27 protein-coding genes are annotated in these 23,193 nt (G+C 72.0%); 1 reads left to right on the forward strand and 26 read right to left on the reverse strand.

Annotation, left to right across the window (positions count from 1 at the left end; all coding sequences use genetic code 11):
• The first annotated feature begins 13 nt into the window (after positions 1 to 13).
• Positions 14 to 1,594 carry a GAF domain-containing sensor histidine kinase gene (locus ACZYRU_RS04535; RefSeq protein WP_488955885.1) on the forward strand — a complete coding sequence of 527 codons (1,581 nt, stop codon included), beginning with the start codon at positions 14 to 16 and terminating at the stop codon, positions 1,592 to 1,594.
• Here ACZYRU_RS04535 and ACZYRU_RS04540 read toward each other — a convergent pair.
• From ACZYRU_RS04540 to ACZYRU_RS04665, 26 genes are all read right to left on the reverse strand, one after another.
• Positions 1,575 to 1,895: a hypothetical protein gene (locus ACZYRU_RS04540; RefSeq protein WP_488955886.1), complete on the reverse strand. Its 321-nt coding sequence runs from the start codon at positions 1,893 to 1,895 to the stop codon at positions 1,575 to 1,577. The two genes, ACZYRU_RS04535 and ACZYRU_RS04540, sit on opposite strands and share 20 nt — an antisense overlap.
• Positions 1,896 to 2,068: 173 nt before the next feature.
• On the reverse strand, positions 2,069 to 4,138 hold the full coding sequence (flhA, locus tag ACZYRU_RS04545; RefSeq protein ID WP_488955887.1) for a flagellar biosynthesis protein FlhA: 2,070 nt from the start codon (positions 4,136 to 4,138) through the stop codon (positions 2,069 to 2,071).
• Positions 4,139 to 4,353: 215 nt separating this feature from the next.
• Positions 4,354 to 5,502, reverse strand: a complete 1,149-nt coding sequence (locus ACZYRU_RS04550) for an EscU/YscU/HrcU family type III secretion system export apparatus switch protein (RefSeq protein ID WP_488955888.1) — start codon at positions 5,500 to 5,502, stop codon at positions 4,354 to 4,356.
• A 6-nt stretch (positions 5,503 to 5,508) separates the two neighbouring features.
• Positions 5,509 to 6,276: a flagellar biosynthetic protein FliR gene (locus ACZYRU_RS04555; RefSeq protein WP_488955889.1), complete on the reverse strand. Its 768-nt coding sequence runs from the start codon at positions 6,274 to 6,276 to the stop codon at positions 5,509 to 5,511.
• Between the two features lie 8 nt (positions 6,277 to 6,284).
• A complete protein-coding gene (gene fliQ / locus ACZYRU_RS04560) occupies positions 6,285 to 6,554 on the reverse strand; it encodes a flagellar biosynthesis protein FliQ (RefSeq protein WP_488955890.1) in 270 nt (89 codons plus the stop codon).
• Positions 6,555 to 6,559: 5 nt separating this feature from the next.
• Entirely contained in the window at positions 6,560 to 7,327 is a 768-nt protein-coding gene (gene fliP / locus ACZYRU_RS04565) for a flagellar type III secretion system pore protein FliP (protein ID WP_488955891.1), read from the reverse strand.
• Positions 7,324 to 7,785 (reverse strand): flagellar biosynthetic protein FliO, encoded by a 462-nt coding sequence (locus ACZYRU_RS04570; protein WP_488955892.1) that lies wholly within the window; start codon positions 7,783 to 7,785, stop codon positions 7,324 to 7,326. The genes fliP and ACZYRU_RS04570 overlap by 4 nt, the downstream gene beginning before the upstream one ends.
• Positions 7,786 to 7,945: 160 nt before the next feature.
• Positions 7,946 to 8,749 (reverse strand): flagellar motor switch protein FliN, encoded by an 804-nt coding sequence (gene fliN, locus ACZYRU_RS04575; protein WP_488955893.1) that lies wholly within the window; start codon positions 8,747 to 8,749, stop codon positions 7,946 to 7,948.
• A 5-nt stretch (positions 8,750 to 8,754) separates the two neighbouring features.
• Complete coding sequence (locus tag ACZYRU_RS04580; RefSeq protein WP_488955894.1) at positions 8,755 to 9,672, reverse strand: flagellar motor switch protein FliM; 918 nt, start codon at positions 9,670 to 9,672, stop codon at positions 8,755 to 8,757.
• A 129-nt stretch (positions 9,673 to 9,801) separates the two neighbouring features.
• Complete coding sequence (locus tag ACZYRU_RS04585; RefSeq protein ID WP_488955895.1) at positions 9,802 to 10,239, reverse strand: flagellar basal body-associated FliL family protein; 438 nt, start codon at positions 10,237 to 10,239, stop codon at positions 9,802 to 9,804.
• A complete protein-coding gene (locus tag ACZYRU_RS04590) occupies positions 10,236 to 11,270 on the reverse strand; it encodes a flagellar motor protein MotB (RefSeq protein ID WP_488955896.1) in 1,035 nt (344 codons plus the stop codon). The genes ACZYRU_RS04585 and ACZYRU_RS04590 overlap by 4 nt, the downstream gene beginning before the upstream one ends.
• A complete protein-coding gene (locus ACZYRU_RS04595; RefSeq protein WP_488955897.1) occupies positions 11,270 to 12,040 on the reverse strand; it encodes a motility protein A in 771 nt (256 codons plus the stop codon). Before ACZYRU_RS04595 ends, ACZYRU_RS04590 begins: the two co-directional genes overlap by 1 nt.
• Positions 12,037 to 12,309 (reverse strand): flagellar FlbD family protein, encoded by a 273-nt coding sequence (locus ACZYRU_RS04600; RefSeq protein WP_488955898.1) that lies wholly within the window; start codon positions 12,307 to 12,309, stop codon positions 12,037 to 12,039. The genes ACZYRU_RS04595 and ACZYRU_RS04600 overlap by 4 nt, the downstream gene beginning before the upstream one ends.
• A 106-nt stretch (positions 12,310 to 12,415) precedes the next feature.
• Positions 12,416 to 13,264, reverse strand: a complete 849-nt coding sequence (locus tag ACZYRU_RS04605; RefSeq protein ID WP_488955899.1) for a flagellar hook-basal body complex protein — start codon at positions 13,262 to 13,264, stop codon at positions 12,416 to 12,418.
• Between the two features lie 20 nt (positions 13,265 to 13,284).
• On the reverse strand, positions 13,285 to 13,800 hold the full coding sequence (locus tag ACZYRU_RS04610; RefSeq protein WP_488955900.1) for a flagellar hook assembly protein FlgD: 516 nt from the start codon (positions 13,798 to 13,800) through the stop codon (positions 13,285 to 13,287).
• Between the two features lie 10 nt (positions 13,801 to 13,810).
• The gene (locus ACZYRU_RS04615; protein ID WP_488955901.1) at positions 13,811 to 14,890 is read right to left on the reverse strand and encodes a flagellar hook-length control protein FliK; all 1,080 of its coding nucleotides are present in this window, start codon (positions 14,888 to 14,890) and stop codon (positions 13,811 to 13,813) included.
• Positions 14,890 to 15,819 (reverse strand): transglycosylase SLT domain-containing protein, encoded by a 930-nt coding sequence (locus tag ACZYRU_RS04620; protein ID WP_488955902.1) that lies wholly within the window; start codon positions 15,817 to 15,819, stop codon positions 14,890 to 14,892. Before ACZYRU_RS04620 ends, ACZYRU_RS04615 begins: the two co-directional genes overlap by 1 nt.
• Positions 15,816 to 16,253: a flagellar FliJ family protein gene (locus ACZYRU_RS04625; RefSeq protein WP_488955903.1), complete on the reverse strand. Its 438-nt coding sequence runs from the start codon at positions 16,251 to 16,253 to the stop codon at positions 15,816 to 15,818. The genes ACZYRU_RS04620 and ACZYRU_RS04625 overlap by 4 nt, the downstream gene beginning before the upstream one ends.
• Positions 16,250 to 17,566, reverse strand: coding sequence for a FliI/YscN family ATPase (locus ACZYRU_RS04630; RefSeq protein WP_488955904.1), 1,317 nt, complete (start codon positions 17,564 to 17,566; stop codon positions 16,250 to 16,252). The genes ACZYRU_RS04625 and ACZYRU_RS04630 overlap by 4 nt, the downstream gene beginning before the upstream one ends.
• Positions 17,563 to 18,222 (reverse strand): FliH/SctL family protein, encoded by a 660-nt coding sequence (locus tag ACZYRU_RS04635; protein WP_488955905.1) that lies wholly within the window; start codon positions 18,220 to 18,222, stop codon positions 17,563 to 17,565. Before ACZYRU_RS04635 ends, ACZYRU_RS04630 begins: the two co-directional genes overlap by 4 nt.
• Positions 18,206 to 19,237 carry a flagellar motor switch protein FliG gene (fliG, locus tag ACZYRU_RS04640; protein ID WP_488955906.1) on the reverse strand — a complete coding sequence of 344 codons (1,032 nt, stop codon included), beginning with the start codon at positions 19,235 to 19,237 and terminating at the stop codon, positions 18,206 to 18,208. The genes ACZYRU_RS04635 and fliG overlap by 17 nt, the downstream gene beginning before the upstream one ends.
• Positions 19,234 to 20,826, reverse strand: a complete 1,593-nt coding sequence (fliF, locus tag ACZYRU_RS04645; RefSeq protein ID WP_488955907.1) for a flagellar basal-body MS-ring/collar protein FliF — start codon at positions 20,824 to 20,826, stop codon at positions 19,234 to 19,236. The genes fliG and fliF overlap by 4 nt, the downstream gene beginning before the upstream one ends.
• A gap of 16 nt (positions 20,827 to 20,842) precedes the next feature.
• A complete protein-coding gene (gene fliE / locus ACZYRU_RS04650; RefSeq protein WP_488955908.1) occupies positions 20,843 to 21,169 on the reverse strand; it encodes a flagellar hook-basal body complex protein FliE in 327 nt (108 codons plus the stop codon).
• Entirely contained in the window at positions 21,169 to 21,561 is a 393-nt protein-coding gene (locus ACZYRU_RS04655) for a flagellar basal body rod protein FlgC (RefSeq protein ID WP_488955909.1), read from the reverse strand. Before ACZYRU_RS04655 ends, fliE begins: the two co-directional genes overlap by 1 nt.
• Positions 21,561 to 21,923 (reverse strand): flagellar basal body rod protein FlgB, encoded by a 363-nt coding sequence (gene flgB / locus ACZYRU_RS04660; RefSeq protein WP_488955910.1) that lies wholly within the window; start codon positions 21,921 to 21,923, stop codon positions 21,561 to 21,563. The genes ACZYRU_RS04655 and flgB overlap by 1 nt, the downstream gene beginning before the upstream one ends.
• 244 nt (positions 21,924 to 22,167) lie before the next feature.
• The gene (locus ACZYRU_RS04665) at positions 22,168 to 23,121 is read right to left on the reverse strand and encodes an oxygenase MpaB family protein (RefSeq protein ID WP_488955911.1); all 954 of its coding nucleotides are present in this window, start codon (positions 23,119 to 23,121) and stop codon (positions 22,168 to 22,170) included.
• Between the last annotated feature and the right edge of the window lie 72 nt (positions 23,122 to 23,193).

The following is a 23,193-nucleotide window of genomic DNA, read 5'->3' on the forward strand; positions in this document are numbered from 1 at the left end:
GGATCGGCACCTGATGGACCTGGACCAGGATCTCGAGCTCCCGGCCGAGGCGCGCGCGCTGCTGGACGCAGTGGTCGCGATCGGGTCCGACCTGGACCTGCGCGGCGTGCTGACCCGCATCGTCGAGGCGTCCTGCCAGCTCACCGACGCCGAGTACGGCGTGCTGGGGATCGTCGACGACGAGGGTGACTTCATCGACCTGGTGCCCAACGCCGCCGTCGGCGAGCAGTTCACGCAGATCGGGAGGATGCCGGAGGGTCACGGGCTGCTCGGCCTGGTGCCGCGCGAGCGGCGCTCGATCCGGGTCGACCACGTGGCCGACCACCCGGTCTCGACGGGCTCGTTCCCGCACAGCCACCCGGCGATCGACCGCTTCCTCGGGGCGCCGGTGCTGGTGCGCGACCAGGCGTTCGGCCACCTCTACCTCGGCAACAAGCGCGGGCACGAGGAGTTCACCGCGACCGACCAGGCGTTGGTCGAGGCGCTGGCCCGTGCGGCCGGCACGATGATCGAGAACGCCCGCACCTACGAGCAGGTCGAGTGGCGGCGACGCTGGCTGGCCGGCACCGGCGAGGTGGGTCGCGACCTGACCGGCACGACCAGCGTCGAGGAGGCCCTCGACGAGCTCGTCGTCTCGCTGCGCGACCTGTGCGGCGCGCGCCTGGTCGCCTACGTCCGCGTCGACGCCGGCCTGCTCGAGGTCCGCCAGGTCGCCGGCGACACGATGGCCGCGCCGCGCGTCGTCGAGAGGTACGCCGACCAGATCCGCCACGTGACGTCCTCCCGGGTGCCCGAGCGGCTCCCGCACGACCACCACCGCACGACGCTCGTCGTACCCGTGCACACCCGGCTCTCCGGCCCCGGCGCGATCCTCGTCGACCGTGCGGAGGAGACGCCCTCGCTGCGCGACATCATGCTCGACCTGGTGTCGGTGACCGCGGCCCAGCTCGGCCTGATCCTGGACCGGCGGCAGGCATTGAGCGAGCGTGCCCAGCTGCTCGTGGCCCGCGACCGCGACCGGATCGCGCGCGACCTCCACGACCTCGTCATCCAGCGCCTGTTCGCGACCGGCATGCAGCTCCAGGGCGCCCGCGCCCTCGACCCGGCCGAGCTGCGCACCCGGGTCGACGGCGCGGTCAGGGAGCTCGACGGCGCGATCAAGGAGCTGCGCTCGGTGATCTTCGAGCTCGGCACCGGCTCCGGCCGCCCGCTGCTCGACGACGTGCGGGCCCTGCTGGGCGAGTACGCCCCGGTGCTGGGCTTCCGGCCGCTGCTCCGGATCCAGGGCCCGGTCGACCGGGCACTGGTGCCCGAGGCCGGCAGCCACGTGCTCAGCACCCTGCGTGAGGCCCTGTCCAACGTCGCCCGGCACGCCGCGGCGAGCAGCGTCACCGTCGAGCTGACCGCGTCGTCGGCGTGGTTCCGGCTCCGCGTCGTCGACGACGGCGTCGGGTTCGACCCGGCGTCGCAGTCAGTGGGGAGCGGCACCGGCAACCTCCGCTCCCGGGCCGAGGGCCTCGGCGGGCACCTGCTGGTCAGCTCGGCGCCCGGTCAGGGCACCGTGCTGGAGTGGGTCATTCCGGCAGTGGGCTGAGGTCCTCGAGCGGCTCCTGGAAGCCGAACAGGTCGTCGAGGAGCTCCGGCTCGTCGCCTGTCTCCGGCGCCGCCCCGAACGGGAGCCTGTCGTCGACCGTGGCCTCGAGCAGCTCGGGGCCCGGTCCGGCGAGCAGCGGCCACAGGGTGCGCACCACCAGGGCGGCGGCCGTGGCGCCGACCATCACCACGAGCAGCCGGGTCAGCGCCTCGTCGAGGCTCAGCTCGCCGTTGGCGGCGAGGAAGCCGGCGGGAGAGGCGACGAGGGCGGCGAGCACGAAGACGCGCAGGTCGAACATCATGGCTGGTCCTCCTAGGGTGTGGCTCTCGAATCGGCGCCGTCGCGAGCGGCGTTTCCGGCCGATCCGGCAAGGCGGCGGAGCGACGACGTGCCTGGTCGCCCTTCGAGCGACGCCAACGCAGCCGGATCGAGTCGGAAACGTCGCGTAGCAGGCGGGGATTTGGGAGCCGCACCCTAGACCCCTGCGCCGAGCGCCGGACGAGCTCCGGTCGCGGACACGACGGCCACCGAGCGGACCTCGTGGGCCGCACCGAGCTCGGCGTACGAGAAGACGGGGAGGCGTTCGACGGTGGGCGCCACCAGCCGGCGTACGGCGGCCCGCAGCGCCGGCGCGCAGACGAGGACGGGGCGTACGTCGGTGTTCTCGGCCGCCTGCACCGCCTGGGCCAGGCCGAGCAGCACCCGCTGGGCCACGTCGGGATCGAGGACGACGACCGCGCCGTGCTCGGTCGGGCGCAGGCCCTCGAGCATGTGCTGCTCCAGCAGCGGCTCGAAGCTGATCGCGTGCAGCACCCCGTCGGTGACGAAGGGCGCGGCGAGGGCCGGTTCGAGGGCGGCCCGGGCGGACTCGACGAGGCCGTCGAGGTCCTTGCTGACCGCGGCACGCACCGAGAGCGACTCGAAGATCCGGACCAGGTCGCGGATCGGGATCCGCTCCTCCAGCAGGGCGCGGAGCACGCGCTGGACCTCGCCGAGCGAGAGCTGGGTCGGGGTGAGCTCCTCGATGACGACCGGGTGGGTGCGCTTGATGACGTCGGTGAGGAGGCGGACGTCCTCGCGACCGAGCAGGCGGCTGGCGTGCTGGTGGACGACCTCGGCGAGGTGCGTGGTGACGACCGAGGCGCGGTCGACGACGGTCGCGCCGCCGATCTCGGCCTGGTGCCGCAGCTCGGCCGGGATCCACTTCGCGTCCAGGCCGAAGACCGGCTCGCGGGTGGGAGTGCCGGGCAGCGAGCCGAGGAACTCGCCGATCGCCAGCACCGTGCCGCGCGGCGCCTCGCCGCGGGCGACCTCGGCGCCGTACAGCGTGATGGCGTAGGTGTTGGCGGGCAGCTCGAGGTTGTCGCGGGTGCGGACCGGGGGGATCACGATGCCGAGCTCGCCGGCCACCTTGCGGCGCAGCGCCTTGACCCGGTCGAGCAGGTCGCCGCCGGAGCGGCTGTCGACGAGGTCGATCAGGTCGGCGGAGAGCTCGAGGCCGAGCGGGTCCACCCGGATCTCGGCGACCAGGGCCTCCGGGGTGTCGGGGACCTGGGCCAGCTCGCCGGCGGTGGCGTCCGCGTCGGCGCCCGTCGTACCGCTGGCGGCGGACTCGTCGATCCGGCTCGCGCCGAGCAGCATCAGCCCGCCGGCCACGAGGAAGGGCAGCTTGGGCAGGCCGGGGATCGCGCACAGCGCGAGCGCGCCGAAGCCGGCGACGCGCAGCGGCATCTTGCGCGCGAAGATCTGGCCGACGATGTCGGAGCCCATGTCGGAGTCGGCGACCGCGCGGGTCACGATCAGGCCGGTCGCGACGCTGAGGAGGAGGGCGGGGATCTGGGAGACCAGGCCGTCGCCGATCGAGAGCAGCGAGTAGGTGTTGATCGCCTCGCCGAACGGCATGCCGTACTGGGCGACGCCGATGGCGAAGCCGCCGAGCAGGTTGACCAGGGTGATCACGATCGCCGCGATGGCGTCGCCCTTCACGAACTTGGACGCACCGTCCATCGCGCCGTGGAAGTCCGCCTCGGCGTGCACCTCTGCACGCCGGCGCCGGGCCTCCTCCTCGTCGATCAGACCGGAGTTGAGGTCGGCGTCGATCGCCATCTGCTTGCCGGGCATCGCGTCGAGCGTGAACCGGGCCCCGACCTCGGCCACGCGGCCCGCACCGTTGGTGATGACGACGAACTGGATGACGAGCAGGATCGCGAACACGATCAGCCCGACGATCAGGGAGCCGCCGACGACGAAGTGGCCGAAGGTGTCGATCACCTTGCCGGCGTACCCGTCCAGCAGCACCAGCCGGGTCGCGCTCACGTTGAGGGCCAGCCGGAACAGCGTCATCACGAGGATGACCGACGGGAACGCCGAGAACTCCAACGGCTTGTGGATGAACATCGCCACCATCAGCACGAGCAGGGCGCCGGTGATGTTGAGCGCGATCATCAGGTCGAGCACCACCGCCGGCAGCGGCACCACGAGCATGACGACGATCAGGATGATGCCCAGGGGGACACCGAGCCGGGTCAGCGACTTCACGGACATGCGGTGGCTACAGCCTCTCGACCGGTCGCGCCGTCCGTGGCACTGCGGGGTGGCGCCGTCCTGGCGTCGCAGGCTCCATCGGCAGGGCGGGGCTGTGGATGAGGGGTTGAGGCAGGTGCAGGAATACCCGCTTCAGCGGGTATTCCGACAACGTTCCTGACGAAAACCTGCGCTTCCTGGCGGTTGCAACCGTCAGGAAGCGACGGGATACCCGCCTAAGCGGGTATCCCTGCATCCCCGCCGCCCCGCCGGCGGCGGGAGCGGGCGAGCACCTCGGGCAGGTCGTCGGTACGACGGGGGGTGCGGTGCTCCCCGCCGTACTGGCCGGCGTGCCGGCGACTGAGCACGAACGCCAGCACCTGCGCGACGGCGGCCCACAGCTCGCGGGGGATCTCCTGGCCCACCTGGCAGTGCCGGTACAGCGCCCGCGCCAGCGGCACGTCCTGGACGAGCGGCACCCGCTCCTCAGCAGCGACCGACCGGATCTTGGCGGCGATGGCGCCGGCGCCGCGGGCGACGACGCGGGGGGCGCCCTGCTCGGGGTCGTAGCGCAGGGCGACGGCGACGTGGGTGGGGTTGACCAGCAGCACGTCGGCGGTGGCGACGTCGGCGATCATCCGGTTGCGGGCGGCGGCCAGCTGTCGGGCGCGGATGGCGCTCTTGACCATCGGGTCGCCCTCGGACTGCTTGTGCTCCTGCTTGATCTCGCTGTGGCTCATCCGCAGCTGCTTGCCGATCCGGCGGCGCATCATCGCGTAGTCGGCGGCGGCCATGACCAGGCCGGCGATCGCGACGGTGAGCAGCAGGTGGGAGACCTCGGCAGTGACCTGGTGGAGGACGACGCCGATCGGGAGCAGTCCACCGACCAGCGGCATCATCGACTTCACCGCGCCCCACGCGAGGAAGCCGACGACCGTGCTCTTGCCGAGCACCTTCACGCCCTCCCACGCGGCGTGCGGACCGAACAGGCGCTTGGCGCCCTTGATCGGGTCGAGCTTCTTCGGGTCCGGCTTGACGAGCTTGGGGGAGAGGTAGAAGCCGCCCTGCGCCAGCGCGGAGACGACGCCAACGACGAGCATCATCGAGCCGAGGGTGAGCAGGGTGAGGAAGACGTGGCGCGCGGCGTCGCCGAGCAGGGTGAGGGCCAGGGAGATCGACGGGTCCGCCGTGGAGCGCAGCGAGGTGGCCATCATGGTCCGCAGCGCGTTGAGCTCGTGGTCGAGCAGCGGGCCCATCGCCAGCGACACCACCAGCAGTCCCAGCCAGCCGCCGAGCTCGGGGGTGCGCGGGACCTGGCCGTCCTTGCGGGCCTGCTTCTTCCGCTTGGGTGTGGGCTTCTCGGTCTTCTCCTCGCTACCGGCCACCGACGATCACCCCGCTCCGGCCATCGTCGCCATCGCCTGGTTGGCGTAGGAGACCAGGCGCTCGAGGGCGCCGGGCAGCATCGGGAAGGACAGGCCGAGCAGCAGCAGGGTGAGGCCGACCTTGGCCGGGAACATCATGCTGAGCGCGTTGAGCTGCGGTGCGACCTTGGTGAGCAGCGCGAGGGCGAGATCGGCGACGAAGAGCACCGCGATCATCGGCAGCGCCATCTGCACGGCGACGGTGAAGAACATCGAGAACGCCGTCAGCAGCACGCCGTCCCAGCTCGACACGTCGGGCATGCCGGTCAGTGGCAGGTACTTGAAGGTGCTGAGCAGGCCGCCGATCACGATCAGGTGCCCGCCGGAGACGACGAGCAGCGCGGTCGCGAGCAGCTGGTGGAAGCGGCCGAAGACGGTGTTGGAGTTCATCGCCAGCGGGTCCCACGCCGCGGCCAGCGCGAAGCCGCCGAACACGTCGACCAGCGAGCCGGCCGCGCCGATGGCCGAGAACAGCAGCATCGTCACGTAGCCCATGCCCAGGCCGATCAGCGCCTGGGCCGCGGTGGCCATGAGCAGCCCGGGCGTCGTGCCGGGCAGGTCCTGGGCGGCCAGGGTCGGTGCCATCGCCATGGACAGGCCGAGCGCGAGGACCACCTTGGCCATGGTGGGGATGCCCCGCGTCGCGAAGGGAGGTACGACGACCAGCCACGCCACCACCCGCACCGAGGCGAGCAGCAGGGCGCTGAGCGCGGCACCGTCGACGGAGAGGACCACGTCCGCGCCTAGGCGAGCAGTCCCGGGAGCAGGTCGAACAGCTCACGGGTGAAGGTCATCAGGGTGTGCAGCATCCAGTTGCCGCAGAACAGCAGCGCAACGCCGACGCCCAGGAGCTTGGGCACGAACGAGAGCGTGAACTCCTGGATCTGGGTCATCGACTGGAACAGCGAGATGGCGAAGCCGATGACCAGCGAGGTCGCGAGGATCGGCGCCGACAGCTTGAGGGCCACCAGCATGGTCTTGAGGGCGATCTCGATGATCGCGGTGTCGGTCATCGCAGCTAACCCGTCCCGTACGACGCGACGAGGGCCTTGATGACCAGCGCCCACCCGTCGACCATCACGAACAGCAACAGCTTGAACGGCAACGACACCATCACCGGCGGCATCATCATCATGCCGAGGCTCATCAGCGCGCCGCTCACGACGATGTCGATGACCAGGAACGGGATGAAGATGATGAACCCGATGACGAAGGCGTCCTTGAGTTCGGACAGCACGAACGCCGGGATCAGGGTGGCGGTCGAGACGTCGTCGCGGTTGTCGGGCAGCTTGCGGTCGGCGACGCTGGTGAGCAGCTGCAGCTCGCCGTCGTCGGTGTTGTCGAGCATGAAGTCCCGCAACGGCTCCATGCCGTCGTGGAAGGCGGCCGAGGTCGTCTTGTCGCCGTCGAGGTAGGGCTGCACGCCGTCGTCGTTCACCTGCGAGAGGACCGGCGACATGATGAACAGGCTCAGGAACAGGGCGAGTCCGGCGAGCACCTGGTTGTTCGGGGTCTGCTGGAGGCCGAGCGCGTTGCGGGTCAGGCCGAGCACGACGAGCACCTTCGTGAAGCTGGTGCAGGTGAGCACGATCGCGGGCAGCAGGCTGAGCAGGGTCAGCGCCAGGAAGACGAGCAAGCTGTTGCTCGGCTTGTCGGTCATGCCCGACAGGTCGATCTGCACGGTCCCGCCGCCGTTGCCGTTGCCGGGACCGTTCGGGCCCTTGGGCCCGCTGGGGTCGGCGACGACCAGCGCGACCCTCGTCAGCGCGAGGGACAGGGTCGTCACGACGCCCGCTTCCCGGTGACGGCGGCCATGGCGTCCTTCCAGGTCTGCGGCGAGAGGACGGAGCCCGCGAGCGCGCCGGAGGTGGGTACGACGCGCGCCGGGCGCGGCGCGCCCTCGGCGCCCTCGTCGTCGGCTGCGCCGTCCGCTGCGTCGTCGAGGAGCTCCACCGGGGTCAGGTCCAGCCCGATCTCGTCGGGCTCGACCTCGGCCAGCAGCGTGATCTGCTGCTCCGTGGTGCCGAGCACGAGGACCCGGGTGCCGACCGAGATCACGGCGAGGCCCTGGCCGCGTCCGAGCGCCTGGCGCTGCACGACCTGGATCGCCGCACCCGAGGGCGCCTTGAACCGACGGTTGGCGAAGCGGGCGATGAGCAGTAGCAGCCCGACCACGAGTGCCAGCGAGCCGACCAGGCGGACGGCCAGCTCGCCAAGCGACACGTCGCCGACCTGACTCACCATCTCACGCCCCCCGGGCACGCACCTCGCTGCGTTGGCGACGCTCGGAAGACAGCCCGGTATGCCATCGCGCCGCCGCCTTGCGATGCACGCACCCGGAGCACGTGATCTGGCAAGCCAGATCGGCGACCTGTCGCCAGGCTCACGCTGTCGGACATCGGCGTCAGACCGCGGCGTTCGCGTCGAGGATCTCGGTGACCCGCAGGCCGAAGTCCTCGTCGACGACGACGACCTCGCCGCGCGCGACCAAGCGACCGTTCACGAGCAGGTCGGCGGGGCTGCCGGCGGCGCGGTCCAGCTCGAGAACGGCGCCGGGGGTCAGGGCGAGCAGGTCACGCACCGTCATCCGGGTGCGGCCGAGCTCGACGGTGACCTCCATGTCGACGCCCTGGAGCAGCTCCAGGCCGCGCGGCGGGGCGACGGCCGCGCCGAAGGCGGGCACGAACGGCTCGGGAGCGGAGTCGGCGACGGCCTCGGCCAGCACGGACGCGGCGGGCTGGGTGTCCTCGGTGATCGGCTCGCGGGCACCGGCGAGGGTGGCCTCGGGGACCAGGACGGCGGCCGCGATGCCGGCGCCGATGAGCGGCACCGTGCTGAACGGGCCGCCGAGCTCGGCGGTGATGTCGTACCCCTCCGCGTCGAGGTCGAGGGTGCGGGCGCCGCGGGCGTGCGCGCCGAGCTGGCGGGCGGCCGCGTCGAGGGCCGGCTGGACGGCGGCGGCGACGTCCAGCGCGCCCATCGGGCTGCTGGCGAGGGCCTCGACCAGCTCGGTGCCGACGAGGACCACGACCGCGCCGGGCACCCCGCCGTCGAGCTCGGCGATCGCACCACCGGCGAAGGCCGCGGTGACGTGCGGCGAGCCGGGCTGCGCCGGACCGGGCGTCAGCGGCGTGACCGCCGGCAGGGAACCGGCCGCGGCGACCGCGACGGCCTCGGCGAGCAGGGTGGGGTCGAGCACATCGGTCATGGGGATCAGGACTCCTCGGGCGTGGTGACGATGAGGGCGGCGAGGCGCTGGCCACGGGCGCCGGGGGTGGCATGGGCGAAGGTGTTGCCGGCGACGGTCACGTCCAGCGGCGCGGACGCCGGGTGGGTGAGCCGGAGCACGGATCCGGGGCGCAGGTCGGCCAGCGTCGCCGGGTCGACCGGGATCGGGCGGAAGCGCACCGACACCGAGACCGGGACCCGCTGGAACTGCTCCTGCAACAGCTGCGCCGAGTGCGCCCGCTGGGCACGCTCGCGGTCGGAGACCGCACCGTTGCCGGTGGCGTTGGCGAGGTGGGGGAGCAGGCCGCTGAACGGCAGGCACACCGACATCCGGTGGCCGCGCTCGCCGATCTTGAGCTCGAGGGTCACCACGACCATCACGTCGGCGGCGCTGGCGACCTGGGCGAACTGGGGGCTGTACTCGATGCCGGTGACGTTCGGCTCGAGGGTGACGATCCCGTCGAGGGCGTAGCGCATCTCGCCGAGCAAGCGCTCGACCAGGCCGCGGATCACGCCGTCCTCGATCTCGGTCAGCGGCCGGTCGGGCTGCTCGTCGGAGCCGGGCCCGCCGAGCATGTGGTCCAGGCACGACATGGTCGCGAACAGCGGGATCTCCAGCACGCCGGTGCCGGGGATCGGGTCGGCCGTGAACAGCGTCATGTACGTCGACGGGCCGAGGCTGTCGACGTACTCCGCGTAGGTGCGCTGCTCGATGCCCGCCAGGGTCACCGTGCACACCGTGCGCAGCGAGCTGGTGAACACGGTCGTCGCCTGGCGCGCGAAGCTGTCGAACCCGAGCTGCAGGGTGCGTTGGTGCTCGCGTGAGAGCTGGATGGGACGCCGGAAGTCGTACGGCGTGGGTTCGGCCGTGCGGGGTCGACGGCGCGGCCGCTGGAGGGTCACGACGGGCCCATCGTCGCGGCCGGAGCCGACCTGAGGGGTCGTCGGGACGCCGGGCGGTCAGGGTCCCGTGGTCCGTTCGGACTACGGAGGGTCCCGGGGAGGGTCCCGGGGCGGTGCGTGGTACGTCGGCTACTGCGTGACGTACTCGGTGAAGTACACCTCCATCACCTCGTGGTCGTAGCGATCCTTGAGGCGGTCGAGCAGCTGCTTGCGCAGAGCTTCGCGGATGTCGGGCTTGTTGACCTCGCCGACGGGCAGCCCGCTGAACACGGTGATGGCGGCGTCGAGCGCCTTGCTGCCGTCGGCCTCCTTGGTGCCCTCGGTCAGCTGGAGCGCCATGCCCAGACGCAGGTAGTGGCCGCCGGCGAGGTTCACCTGGATCGCCTCGAGCGTGACGACGTCGCCGGGCTTGGGGCCGGTGTCGCCGCTCGGCTTGAGCACGAAGAACCAGGCGCCGCCGCCGAGCAGGGCGAGGAGGAGGACGGCGATGCCGATCATGCGGCCCTTGCCGCCCTTGGCGGCCGCGTTCTCCGCGGTGGCCGTGGGTGGGTTCATGGTCGTGGTCACGGTTGGTCCTCTCTGCTGTCGTCGGTGCGCGGGCGGGTGGGTACGCCGGCCGCGGCGGGGTCCGAGCCGGTGCCGTCGCCGGCGGGGTCGACGGGCAGTCCGTCGAGGCCGGCCTCGCGGCGCAGCTCGGCGTACGCCTCACCCATCAGGGCGCGGGTCTCGGCGGGCTGCTGGCTGAGCACGAGGATGTCGACGCGCTTGTTGACCCGCTGCGAGCCGTGCCGGGCGGGATCGACCAGCGGCTTGGTGTGGCCGTAGCCGGTGGCGCGCAGCCGGCGGGTGGCGATGCCGTGGTCGTCCTCGAGCCGGTGCAGCACGTTGGCCGCGCGGGCCAGCGACAGCTCCCAGTCGGAGGGGTAGTAGCGCGGCTTCACGGGCTCCTGGTTGGTGTGCCCGTCGAGCTCGATCGGCTCGGTCAGCCCGGCCAGCACGGGTGCGATGGTGTCGACGACGCGGCGGCCGCGGTCGGTCAGCTCGGCGATGTCGGGCTCGAACACGACGTGCTGGGAGACCAGGCTGACGACCAGGCCGCGCTCGTCGATGGTGGCGCGGACGTCGTCGCGCAGGCCCTGGTCGCGCAGCGCCTTGTCGATCTTCTTCCAGACCTCGAGCAGCCGGTCGACCTCGGCGCGGGCGGCGCCCTGGGCGCGCTCGTTCTTGAGCCGGTCGGACTCCTGCAGGATCTTCGTGACGGTCTCGCGCTGGGGCTCGGGGACCTGCGCCAGCAGCATCTCGTACGACGCCTCGCCGGGGTCGCTCGCGCCCTTGGCGTTGCTGATCGGGCTGGCGCCGTTGAGGATCGACTGCTCGCGCCCGAAGCCGACGGCGAGCCCGTCCTTGAGCTGCTCGTACTTCTTCTCGTCGACGGTGGACATCGCGAACATGACGATGAACAGCACCATCAGCAGGGTCACCATGTCGGCGTACGTGACCAGCCAGCGCTCGTGCCCGGCCCCGTGCTCCTCGTGGTCCTCGTCGTGGTGACGCCGTCGGGGCGGCCCGGCGCCCTTGCCCGCCTTGCCGGAGGACATCAGGCGGCCTCGCGCTCGACGGTGCCGGTCGGCAGCAGGGAGCGCAGCTTCTCCGCGACCAGGCGCGGGTTGGCGCCGGCCTGGATGGCGGCGACGCCCTCGATGGCGACCTCCATCCGCGCGCACTCCAGCTCGCCGAGCCGCTTGAGCCGGCTCGAGATCGGCAGCCAGATCACGTTGGCCGACATGACGCCCCACAAGGTGGCGACGAAGGCGCCGGCGATGAGGTGGCCGAGCTCGTCGGGGGTGGCGAGGTTCTCCAGCACGTGCACCAGGCCCATGACGGTGCCGATGATGCCGATGGTGGGCGCGTAGGCGCCGGCGTCGCCGAAGAACTTCGCGGCCTGCTTGTCGTCGCGCTTCTTGGCCCGCAGCTCGGCCTCGAGAATGTCGCGGACGTCCTCGGGGTCGGTGCCGTCGATGGCCATCGTGACGCCCTTGACCAGGAACGGGTCGTCGATCTCGCGCAGGCTGTCCTCCAGGGCCAGCAGGCCCTCGCGGCGGGCCCGCTCGGCGAGCGAGACGACCTGCGGGACCAGGGCCTCGGCCGGCTCGACGGACCCGGTGAACGCGCGCTTGATGTCCTTGATCGCGCTCTTGGCGTCGCTCATCGTGCCGCCCGCGACCGTGACCATGACCGTCGTGCCCAGCACCAGGAGCATCGGCGGCAGGAGCAGGAGGCTCATCGGGTTGCCGCCCTCGAGGACGTTGGCCGCGACGATGATCACCAGGCCGACGACGATGCCGACGGGGGTTGCGATGTCCTTCACGGGGTCACTCCTCGCGGGGGTACGGCGGACAGTCGGCCCTGGTGCGTACGTACCGGCGCGACGGTGGACGCGTCCGGCAGGGCCGCACGCGCCACGATGGCCGAGCGGTAGTCGATGACGGCGTCGCGCACGTCGTCGAGGGACTCGGCCACGATGTACTTGGTGCCGTCGACCAGGGTCACCACGGTGTCCGGGGTGCAGTCGACGCGCTCGATCAGGTCGGCGTTCAGCAGGAACGTGGTCCCCGAGAGTCGGGTCAGCGAGATCACCGCGGCACCTCCGTGTGCGTGGATCGATGGGGAGCGCCGTCCGTGGCGTTCCGCAGGTCCCATCGGCCAGGGTCCCGAGACCCTGAGCGCTTGGGACTGTTCGGCGTCAGCGCTTGATGTTGACGAGCTCCTCGAGCACCTGGTCGCTGGTCGTGATCACCCGCGAGCTGGCCTGGAAGCCGCGCTGGGCCAGGATCAGGTTCGTGAACTCGGCCGACAGGTCGACGTTCGACATCTCCAGCGCACCGGCCATGATCTGGCCGCGCTGGCCCTGGCCGGCGACGCCGAGCTGCACGGCGCCGGAGTTGGCGGACTCGCGGAAGGCGGTGTCGCCGATCTTCTCCAGGCCCATCGGGTTGGTGAAGTCCGCGACGGCCAGCTGGCAGATGTCGCGCTGCACGCCGTCGGAGAACACGCCGCGGACCTTGCCGTCCGCGCCGATCGAGTACGACGTCAGGTTCACGCCGGCCGGCAGCGTCGCGTTGATCATGTTGAGGTCGACGTCGACCGCACCGCCGGTGGGCAGGCCGGCGGCGTCGAGGGCATAGCCCTGCACCCGCATGCCGCTCGGCGCGACGAGGACCCCGGTCTGGTCGAAGGTGAACGCGCCGGCGCGGGTGTAGACGTCCTCCGCGCCGTCACGCAGCACGAAGAAGCCGTCGCCCTGCAGCATCACGTCGGTCGGGCGGCCGGTGAGCTGCGCGGAGCCCTGGCCGAAGTTGGCCATGGTCGCGGCGAGCTGGACGCCGAGGCCGATCTGGATCGGGTTGGTGCCACCACGCTCGGCGTTGCCGCCCGAGGCGGCGGTGAGCATCTGGCTGAGGGTGTCGGAGAAGACGGTCGTGCTCGACTTGAAGCCCGTGGTGTTGGCGTTGGCGATGTTGTTGCCGGTGACGTCGAGCATGGTCTGGTTCACGCGGAGGCCGGAGATGCCGGCGAAGAGCGAGCGAAGCATGGTGGTTCTCCTTCTGCGGGTCAGGCGGTTCGGGCGGTGGTGGACGGAGTGCCGCTGGGCGGCACGTAGGTGCCACCACCGCTGGTGGTGGGCGCCTGGATCGTGGGTGCGGTGCCGACGCTGATCACGTCGGTGACAGCGACGGACTTGCCGTCGACGCTGAGGACCGGGCCGGAGGCCAGGTAGGTCGTGCCCTGCACGACACCGGACTGCTCGGCGCCCGTGGCGTCGTACCAGCGCACGGTCTGGCCGATCAGCGAGCTCGCGCCGAACGCCAGCTGGGTGCTCAGCATCATCGCGGTCTGGTCGGCGACGTCCTGCATCTTCTCCAGCGCGGTGAACTGCGCCGTCTGCGCGAGGAACTGCGAGGAGTCGGTGGGGTTGAGCGGGTCCTGGTACTTCATCTGCGCGACCATCAGCTGCAGGAACATGTCCTTGTCGGCCGCCTTCGACGTACCGGACGTGCCGGTGGCGCCCGAGGTCGCCGTACCGGTCACGCCGTAGCCGCCGATGCCTTCGGTGCTGGAGACGGACATCTCTTACTCCTCACAGGGTCCGGTCGAGCTGACCGGCGGGGGTGGTCGCGGTGGTGGTGACGGTCGGAACCGGTGCCAGGGGCGGGGGTTCCGGTACGTCGCGTCGGTGCCGGCGCTGGTCGGGGTCGCCCGAGGAGCGGTCCCAGGTGGAGGCGCCGTCGCGGCCGGCGTCGGCCGAGACGGTGCTGCCGCTCGTCTGGCTGGTGGCGGCGACCGGTGCGCTCGGTGCGGTGGGCTGCGGCGAGGTGGGGCTGAACGGGTCGCGGACCAGCACCCGGGCCTCGGTGGCGCCGGAGCGCTCGAGGAGTCGCTGCAGCTCCGGAACGCCGGCGCTCAGCGCCCGGTGCACGGCCGCGCTGCCGGCCGGGTCGTTGGCGTTGCCGGCCAGGCGCACCTGCACCGCGCCGTCCTTGACGACCAGCGTCACCCGCACCTCACCGAGCTGCTCGGGCTGCAGGGTCAGGGTGATCCGGTGCGTGCCCGGCCGGTCGGTAGGGGTGCTCGTGACCAGGCGGGTGACCTCGGGGAAGACCTGCTGGACCACGGCCCGCTCGACCGTCGGCGTTCCGGCGGTCGAGGTGTGAGGAGCGCCAGCGACGAGCCTCGAGACCTCCGGTGATGATGCCGGGAGGTTCGCGAGGGATTGGCTTCCGGCATCGGATCCGGTGGTTTCGAGGCTCGGCCGCGGGCGGCCTCGCACCTCGACCACCGCAGCTGTGCCCGGGGCCGGGACCTTCGGTGCCGCTGGTGGCGCGGGGGTGGTCGGCGCGGACGCGACCGGCTCCTCCGCGGGAGCGGGGGCGGGCTCGGGTGTCGGGGATCCGGGCGCGGTCGCGGGTGCGACCACCGGCGCGATCGCGGCGGCGACCAGCGGGGCGGCGGCCACCTGGGCGGCGGCGGGCGCGACCGCAGCGCCCGGAGCCGTCGGCACGGCGACCGGCGTGGTCGGCAGCGGGACGGTGGCGAGCAGAGCGGCGGCGAGGGCGTCGCCGAACACGACCCCCAGCTCGCCGGGGTCGCCGGTGGCCGGCGCGCCCGGATCGGTGGGGACCGGGGCCGGGAGGCCCGGCAGGAACGGAGTGATGCTCATCAGCTCACCATCGCCATCACGTTGCGGACGTAGTTCTGCGTCTCCTGGTAGGGCGGGATGCCGCCGTACCGGGAGACCGCGCCGGCTCCGGCGTTGTACGCCGCCAGCGCGAGGTCGGTGCGCCCGAACTTGTCGAGCAGCGAGCGCAGCAGCCGCGCCCCGCCGTCGATCGCCTGGGCCGGGTCGAACGGGTTGGTCACGCCGAGCCCCTTCGCGGTGCCGGGCATCAGCTGCATCAGGCCCTGCGCTCCGGCCGGGCTGACGGCCTGGGCGTTGAAGCCGGACTCCTGCTTCGCCACGGCGGCGAGCAGGTTCGCCGGGACGCCGGTGCGGGCGGCGGCGGCGTTGATCAGGTCGGCGTACGGCGTCCCGGTGGCGGCCCGCGCGGAGACCGGGGAGGCGCCGGTGGCAGGCTGGTCGATGATCCGGCGGATCACGTCGGGCGTGGACGGCACGTCCACGACCCGGATGTCGAGGCCGGTGCGCGGGGCCTCGATCATCTTGCCGCCGCCGATGTAGATGGCGATGTGGTCGACGCCGTTGTTGCGGCTGGAGTTGTCCCACGCGAGCAGGTCGCCGGGCTGCGCCTCGGCCATGCTGGCGACGGGCGTGCCCGCCTTCGCCTGCTGGTTGGACACCCGCGGCAGGTCGTAGCCGAGGTTCTTGTAGACGACCTGGACCAGGCCGGAGCAGTCCATGCCCTTGGTCGGGTCGGTGCCGCCCCAGATGTAGGGGAGGCCGACGTACTTGCGGGCCTCGGCGACGACGGCGTCGCCGCTCACCGAGCCGGCGGTGGCGGTGCCGCCCACCCGCGCGGACAGCTCGGTCGCGAAGCTGCCGCCGGTGCTGGAGGTGGTCCGCACGGTCGTGAACTGCGCCAGCCGGGCCTGGATCTCGCTGATCCGCGTGGTCACGTTGTCGATGCTCATCGATCACCTCGCGCCCAGCGCTGGGCGGCCAGGTCGTCGGCGTCACGGGCGGCGCGCCGTTCGGCTTCCGTACGACGACGCGCGGCCCGGCGCTCGAGGAGGTGCTCGACCGCGGCCAGCCGGGCACGATCGGCGCCCCACCGGGCGCGGGAGTCGGCGGTGACGACCTCCGCGGTCGCGACCCGGTCGCGGGTCTCGCCGACCAGGATGCCGACGTGGGCCAGCTGCGTGCGGGCGGCGACCAGCTCGGCGGCGGTCGTGCTGGCCGGCACGGCCGCGGAGCCGATGCTCGACTCGAGCGAGGCGAGGCGCCCGAGGAGGGCGGCCTCCTCGGCGAGGACGCGCTGCAGGCCGATCCGGCTGTCGGTCTCGCGGACCTCGCGCACCCGGGCGACGGCGGCCAGGCCGCGGTCCTCGCGGTGCACGCGGCTCACGAGGCCACCACCGCGGCCAGCCGGTCCCACGCCTCGGCGCGGGGCGTGATGTCGTCCATGGACTGGCGCAGGAAGTCCTCGATCAGGGGCAGCCGGGCGAGGGCCGCGTCGGCGTCGGCGTCCGCACCGGCGACGTACGCGCCGATCTCGACGAGCTCGCGGACCGAGCGGTGCGCGGCGAGCATCCGCCGCAACCGGCCGGCGTCCTGTTGCTGCTCGGGCGTCGTGACGGCGCGGTGTACGCGGGAGATCGATTCGAGCACGTCGATCGCGGGGAAGTGACCGCCGGTGGCGAGGTCGCGGGAGAGCACGACGTGCCCGTCGAGGATCGAGCGGGCGGTGTCGCCGATCGGGTCCTGGAGGTCGTCGCCCTCGACGAGGACGGTGTAGACACCGGTGATCGAGCCGGCGGCCGACGTACCGGCGCGCTCGAGGAGGCGCGGCAACAGGCCGAAGACGCTGGGCGGGTAGCCACGGGTGGCGGGCGGCTCGCCGGCGGACAGGCCGATCTCGCGCTGGGCCATGGCGACCCGGGTGAGCGAGTCCATCATCAGTACGACGTCGCGGCCACCGTCGCGGAACCACTCCGCGATCCGGGTGGCGGTGAACGCCGCGCGGAGCCGCTCGACGGCGGGGGCGTCCGAGGTTGCGACCACGACGACCGAGCGGGCCAGGCCCTCGGGGCCGAGGTCGCCGTCGATGAACTCGCGGACCTCGCGGCCGCGCTCGCCCACCAGGGCGATCACGTTGACGGCGGCGTCGGTGCCGCGGGCGATCATCGAGAGCAGCGACGACTTGCCGACGCCGGATCCGGCCATGATGCCGATGCGCTGACCGCGGCCGAGCGGGACGAGGGAGTCGAGGGCGCGGACGCCGGTGCCGAGGGGCTCGGTGATCCGCGGGCGGCTCAGTGCGTCGGGGGTGGCGAGCTCGGTCGACACCGTCTCCAGGCCGAGGGCCGGCGCGAGCGCCGGGCCACCGTCGACCGGTCGGCCCAGGCCGTCGAGCACGCGACCGAGGAGTGCCTCGCCGACCTGGATCCGCAGCGGGCCACCGGTCGTGCGGACCAGGTCGCCGGCGCGGACACCGGTCGTCGTACCGAGGGGCAGGCAGATCGCGCTGCCGGGACGCAGCGCGGCGACCTCGGCGAGCAGCGGGCCGGTCGTCGTACGGACCTCGAGGAGGTCGCCCACGGCCACGTCCGGCAGGCCGCGCACCTCGAGGTGCAGGCCGACCAGCTCGGCGACGGTGCCGAGGTGCAGCGGAGCGGCGGCCTCCAGCAGGCGGGCGCGCACGGCGGTGTCGACGCTCATGACAGCACCTCCCGGACCCGGGCCATCGCCTCGCGGATCCGCAGGTCGACGACCGAGCCGTCGACGCCCTCGACCAAGGCGTCGATCGAGCCGAGCGTGGGGTCGGCGACGACCTCCAGACCGCGGTCGGCCAGCTCCTGCGCGGCCGGCGACGCGGCGGCGGACGGGTGCAGCCGGACCCGGCCGACCGGCCCGGGCGGCAGCACCTGCAGCACCCGGGTGACGACGTCCTTCGGGCCCAGGCGTGCGACCTGGGTGCCGACCAGGGTGGTGGTGAGCGACCAGGCGAGGTCGGTCGCCTGGTCCTCGACCGCACGGGCCAGGTCGTCGAGCAGCCCCCTGACCTGCTCGGCGGCCTGGCCCAGTGCGTCGATCGCCGCGCGGTGCTCGACCTCGCGGCGGGTCTCTGCGTCCGCCTGGATGGCGGCACGCTTGGCCTCCTCGACGGCCGCCTGCTCGGCAGCGGTACGACGGCCCTCGGCCCAGCCGACGGCGTACCCCTGGGCGCGAGCGGCGTCCCGGGCCTCCGTGGCGATCCCGTCGAGCAGCGACTCGGTCACCCGGTCGCCGAGGACGCTGTCGCCGCCGAGGCGGGTCCAGGTGCCGACCCGCAGCTCGGGCAGCCCGGGCCGGACGACCTCAGAGGACGAACTCATCGTCGCTCCCGCGCCGGACCATGATCTGGCCCTGCTCCTCGAGCTGGCGGATGGTGCGGATGACGCCCTGCTGGGCCTCCTCGACCTGGGCGAGGCGGACGGCACCGAGCAGCTCGACCTCCTCGAGCAGGTTCTCGGCCGCGCGCTCGGACAGGTTCGACGTGATCTTGGTGCGCACGGCGTCGCTGACGCCCTTGAGGGCCAGCGCGAGCTCGGCGGTGTCGACCTGGCGCAGCACCTGCTGCACCGAGCGGTCGTCGAGGCCGGTGATGTCCTCGAACATGAACATCCGGCTCTTGACCTCGTCGGCGAGCGCCGGGTCGAGGCCCTCGAGCCCTTCGACGATCTGCCGTTCTGTCGGGCGGTCCGAGCGGTTGATGATGTTGACGAGGGGGTCGACGCCGCCGACCCGGGAGACCTCGGTGGGCTGCAGCATCGACGACAGCTTCCGCTCCAGGACGGCCTCGACGGTGCGCACGATCTCGGGGGAGGTGCGGTCCATGACCGCGATCCGGTGCGCGACCACGGCCTGCTGGTGGGCGGGCAGGCCGCTGAGCAGCAGGGACGCCTTGTCGGCGGCCATGTGCGCGAGGACCAGCGCGATCACCTGCGGGTGCTCGTCGGCGATGAAGCTGCGCAGCTGTGCGGGATCCGCACGGTGCAGGAACTGGAAGGGCATCTGGACCGCGGCCGCGTGCAGCCGCTCCATGATCTCCTTGGCCCGCTCGGGACCCAGCGACTGCTCGAGCAGCTGCTGGGCGAACCCGAAGCCACCCTGCGTGACGTGGGCGTGCGCGGTCGCCAGGTCGTGGAACTCGGTGAGCACCTGCGCGGTCTCGCTCGCGGACACCGCGTCCAGGCGGGCGATCTCGCCGGAGATCGCCTCCACCTCGGCGTCGCTGAGGTGCGCCATCACCTGGGCCGCGCGCTCCTTGCCCATCTGGATGAGCAGCACCGCGGCCTTGCGGACCCCCATCGAGACCAGGGTGGAGCCGGACGTCGCCATCAGGGTCATGGCCGCGGCTCCACGAGCCAGCCGCGCAGCAGGGCAGCGACGTCGTCGGGCTGCCGGTCGACGAGAGCGATGAGCTCGTCTCGCATCGACTCCTCCTCGTCCTTCTCGGAGGACTCGAGGGCAGCCAGTGCCGGGGCCTCGAGCTGGGCGGTGCGGCTCGCTGCGTCGGAGCGCAGCTGCTCGACCAGGTACGCCCGGGCGTCGTCGCGGACCTTCGTCCGGCGCCGCGCCTGGAACCAGGCGAGGAGCACCATCAGCGCGATGCCGCCGGCGATGCCGATGTTGCGCAGCAGGCTGTTGCGCCGTGCCGTCGCGTCGGCCGCGTGGGCCGCCTTCAGCTCGGCGGCGGCGGACTTCTCCGCGCTGCGGTCGAAGGCCATCGTGGTGACGTCGATCGTGTCGCCGCGCTGGGCGTTGATGCCGACCGCGTTGCTGATCAGGTCCTTGACCACCTGCGGCTGGACGGCCGCAGCGGCGGTCGCGTCGAGCACCGCCCCGATGTGCAGGGTGTTGATCGAGCCCGGCGCCTTCTCGCGGTGCTCGACGGTCTGGTCGAGCGCGTTGTCGCGGGTCTTCGAGGTGTTCTTGTACGACGAGTCGCCACCGGTGCCGGCCGCGGCCGGGTCCATCTGCCCGTCAGGACCGACGACGCCACCGGTCTTGTCGACGCCGCTGGCCGGGCCGGCGTACGTCTCGTTGGTCGAGGACTCCGACAGCGGCGGGATGTTCTCCTTCGTGCCGTACGTCCGGCTGTCGGTGACCGCCTTGTCGAAGTCGAGGTCGGCGGTGACGGTGACCGTCGAGTTGCCGGGACCGAGCACGCGGTCGAGCACGGACTGGATGTCGGCCTGCATCGAGTCCTGGAAGGCCTCGACCTGCTTGGTGCGTGCGGAGGCGGCGCTGACGCCGCCGTCGGCGCTGTCGTCGGTGGTGAGCAGCTTGCCGCTCGCGTCGGTCAGGGTGACGTTCTTCGGCTCGAGGCCGTCGATGCTGGACGCGACCAGGTGCACGATCGCCTGGACCTGGCCGTCGTCCAGCGAGGTGCCCGGCTCGGTGTCGATGAGGACCGACGCGGTCGGCGGGTCCTGCTCGTCGGTGAAGACCTGCTTCTCCGGGATGGCGAGGTGCACGACCGCGGTGGAGACGCCGTGGATGGCCTCGACGGTCTTGGAGAGCTCGCCCTCCATCGCCCGCTTGAAGTTGGTCTGCTCCTGCGACTCCGAGGTCGACAGACTCTGCTTGTCGAGCAGGCTGTAGCCGCCGTCGGTGCTGGCCGGGAGGCCCTTGCCGGACAGGGTGATCCGGGTGCTGTAGACGTCCGAGCGCGGCACCATGATCGTGCCGCCGCCGCCGGTGATCTTGTACGACACTCCCTGGGCGTCGAGCTCCTCGATCACGGCGCTCGCGTCGGTGCCGGAGAGGTTCGAGTACAGCGGGGCGTAGCTGGGGGTCGACACCCAGCGGAACACCATGAAGACGGCGATCAGCAGGGCCGCCGTACCGATGACGGCGACGGCCTTCTGCCCGGCCGTGAAGCCGCCGAAGGTGTCGCGGGCGCGCGTGAGGTATCGCGTGAGGCGCTGTTGCATCGTTGGTCAGCCGCCCTCAGACCTGCATCCGCATGATCTCGTTGAACGCCTCGACCGCGCGGTTGCGCAGGGAGACCGTCAGCTGGCTGGCGACGGACGCCTCGCTGGCTGCGATCGTGTAGTCGTGGATGTTCTCGAGCTTGCCGGTGGCGGCCTGGACGGCCAGGTTGTCGGCCTTGTCGGTCAGGCCCTCGAGCCGGTCGAGGCCGTCGAGGACCAGCGAGCCGAACTCGGTGTCCGGCCCGGTCGACGGTGCAACCTTGTCGGCGGTCGAGGGCGCGGCGATCGAGCCGAGCGCGTTGGCGCTCGACACCGACGGGAACTGCAGGGGAGTGATGTCCATCAGCGGGCACCGATCTGGAGGGCCGCGCTGTAGGTGTCCTGCGCGGTCTTCGTGACCTGCACCGACGCCTGGTAGCCGCGCTGCGCCATGACCAGCTCGCTCATCTGCGCGGCCATGTCCATGTCGGGGAGCCGGACGTACCCGTCCTCGTCCGCCAGCGGGTGCCCCGGCGAGTGGACCATCCGGCCCTCGGGGTCGCTCTCGGCGAAGCCCGCGACGTCGACGCCGCCGTCGGCACGGGGGTCGAAGACGACGTACGTCGCCTGGAAGGCGTCCTCGCTGGTGGGCTTGACGGTGTTGGCGTTGGCGATGTTGCCGGCCAGCGCGTCGAGCCAGACCTGGTGCGCACCGAGCGCGGTGTTCGCTATCCGCAGCGTGTCGAAGGCGCCCATCAGGCCGCACCTCCGGCCATCAGGTTCAGGCGCGAGTCGCGGTCACTGATCGCCCGGCCCATGATCTGGTACTGGTACTGCGTCTGGATGGCGGCGATCGACTCCTTGCGGAGGTCGACGTTGTTGTCGTTGGCACCGACCGGGGTGCCCGTGGCCGAGACGGTCGCGGTGAGGTCGCTCGTCGTGGCGCGGCCGCGCTCGATCGCGCTGGTGAGCGCGGACTCGAACTCGACGCTGCGGGCACGGAAGCCAGGGGTGTCGACGTTGGCGATGTTGTCGGCGATCACCTGCTGCCGCTGGGACAGCCCGTTGATCGCGGAGTGCAACACGAAGCCGACGGCGTCGGACGCTGCGAAGGACACGGTCGATCTCCTGGGGATGCACCGGTCCCGTCAGGGGTCGGTGCGACAGTCGGTGCCGGTCCATCGGCGAGGGTGAGCAATCCGTCGCTCGGGTGCCTGATCGGTGCCGCTGCCGGTGACCTGAGGTCCCGCGCGTGGGACTAGGTCCTGACTATCTCGACCGATCGACCCTGCGGGATGGTGGCTCGGGCGTGGGAATCACCACGGGATGTAGGTGAGTGCCCCCATCCCCGGTGGAACTCCGCTACAGAAGCGGTGACTCGGCTACATCCCGTGATGAATCCGTGGCCCGAGGAGCCCCGGCTATCCGGCGCCGGCCACCGCCGTCGCGGACCATCAGGTCGGACACGCGGAGCCGGCCGAGGACCTTCAGGCCCAGCCTGCGCCTGATCCGGAAGTCGGCGACGTAGAGGCGGTAGACCGTCCGCAGCACGACCCGGTTGCCCAGCCGGTCGGCCCAGCGCAGGGCGGTCAGGGCGCGCTCGAAGTTCTTCTGGTCCCTGGCTGTCCACGGCCAGCCCATCAGCTCGCGGAAGTACGGCGGCAGGTTGCCGCGCGTCATGAAGCGGTACGCCGGCCCGAATGTCCTGGAGAGAAGGCGTCCCGGCAGGCCCCAGGCCTCGCCCAGGAACCCGAGGTCGGCCAGCGACTCGAAGTCGCGTCGTACCTCCTCCGAGATCGCCAGCCGCGGCAGCATGCTCGCCCAGTAGTCCTCGAACGCCGCCCAGTCCGCCGGCCAGCGCTCGGGGCGGACGTTGACGCCGGTGGCCAGCGGGCTCGCCTGCTTGACGAGGGTGTCGAGCGCCGGGCGGTCGAGGTCGCCGTACAGCAGGACGTGCTGGTCGACGAAGAACCGGAACAGGCAGGCCGCCACCCACAGCTGCAGGTCAGCGGCGTTGGCGTTGTAGGCCACCGGGCTGTGCTCGTCCGACCGGACGTGCCGGTGCACCTCGGCGACCGCTGCCCGCATGGCGGCGCGGTCCTGGTCGTTGCCGGCCACCGCGAGCGCGAGGTACTGCCCGGTCGTCCGCGCCCGCTTCATCGGGTAGCGCCGTGGACTCCCCGACACCACCCGGCTCTCGCTCACGCCTTCGCCCACCGGCGGCAGCGCCAGCTGCTGGATGATGTTGGCGACGCCGCTCGTCGTACCGAGGCTGGAGACGGTGCCGAGCAGCGTGGTGGGAGCGGTCCGGGGCACGGGTGGGTCCTCGAGTATCTGTCAACGGATGTGTTCAGATCGGTTGGACGCAACGTAGCCCCGGAGGAGAAG

Source organism: Nocardioides sp. F233, assembly GCF_057813895.1.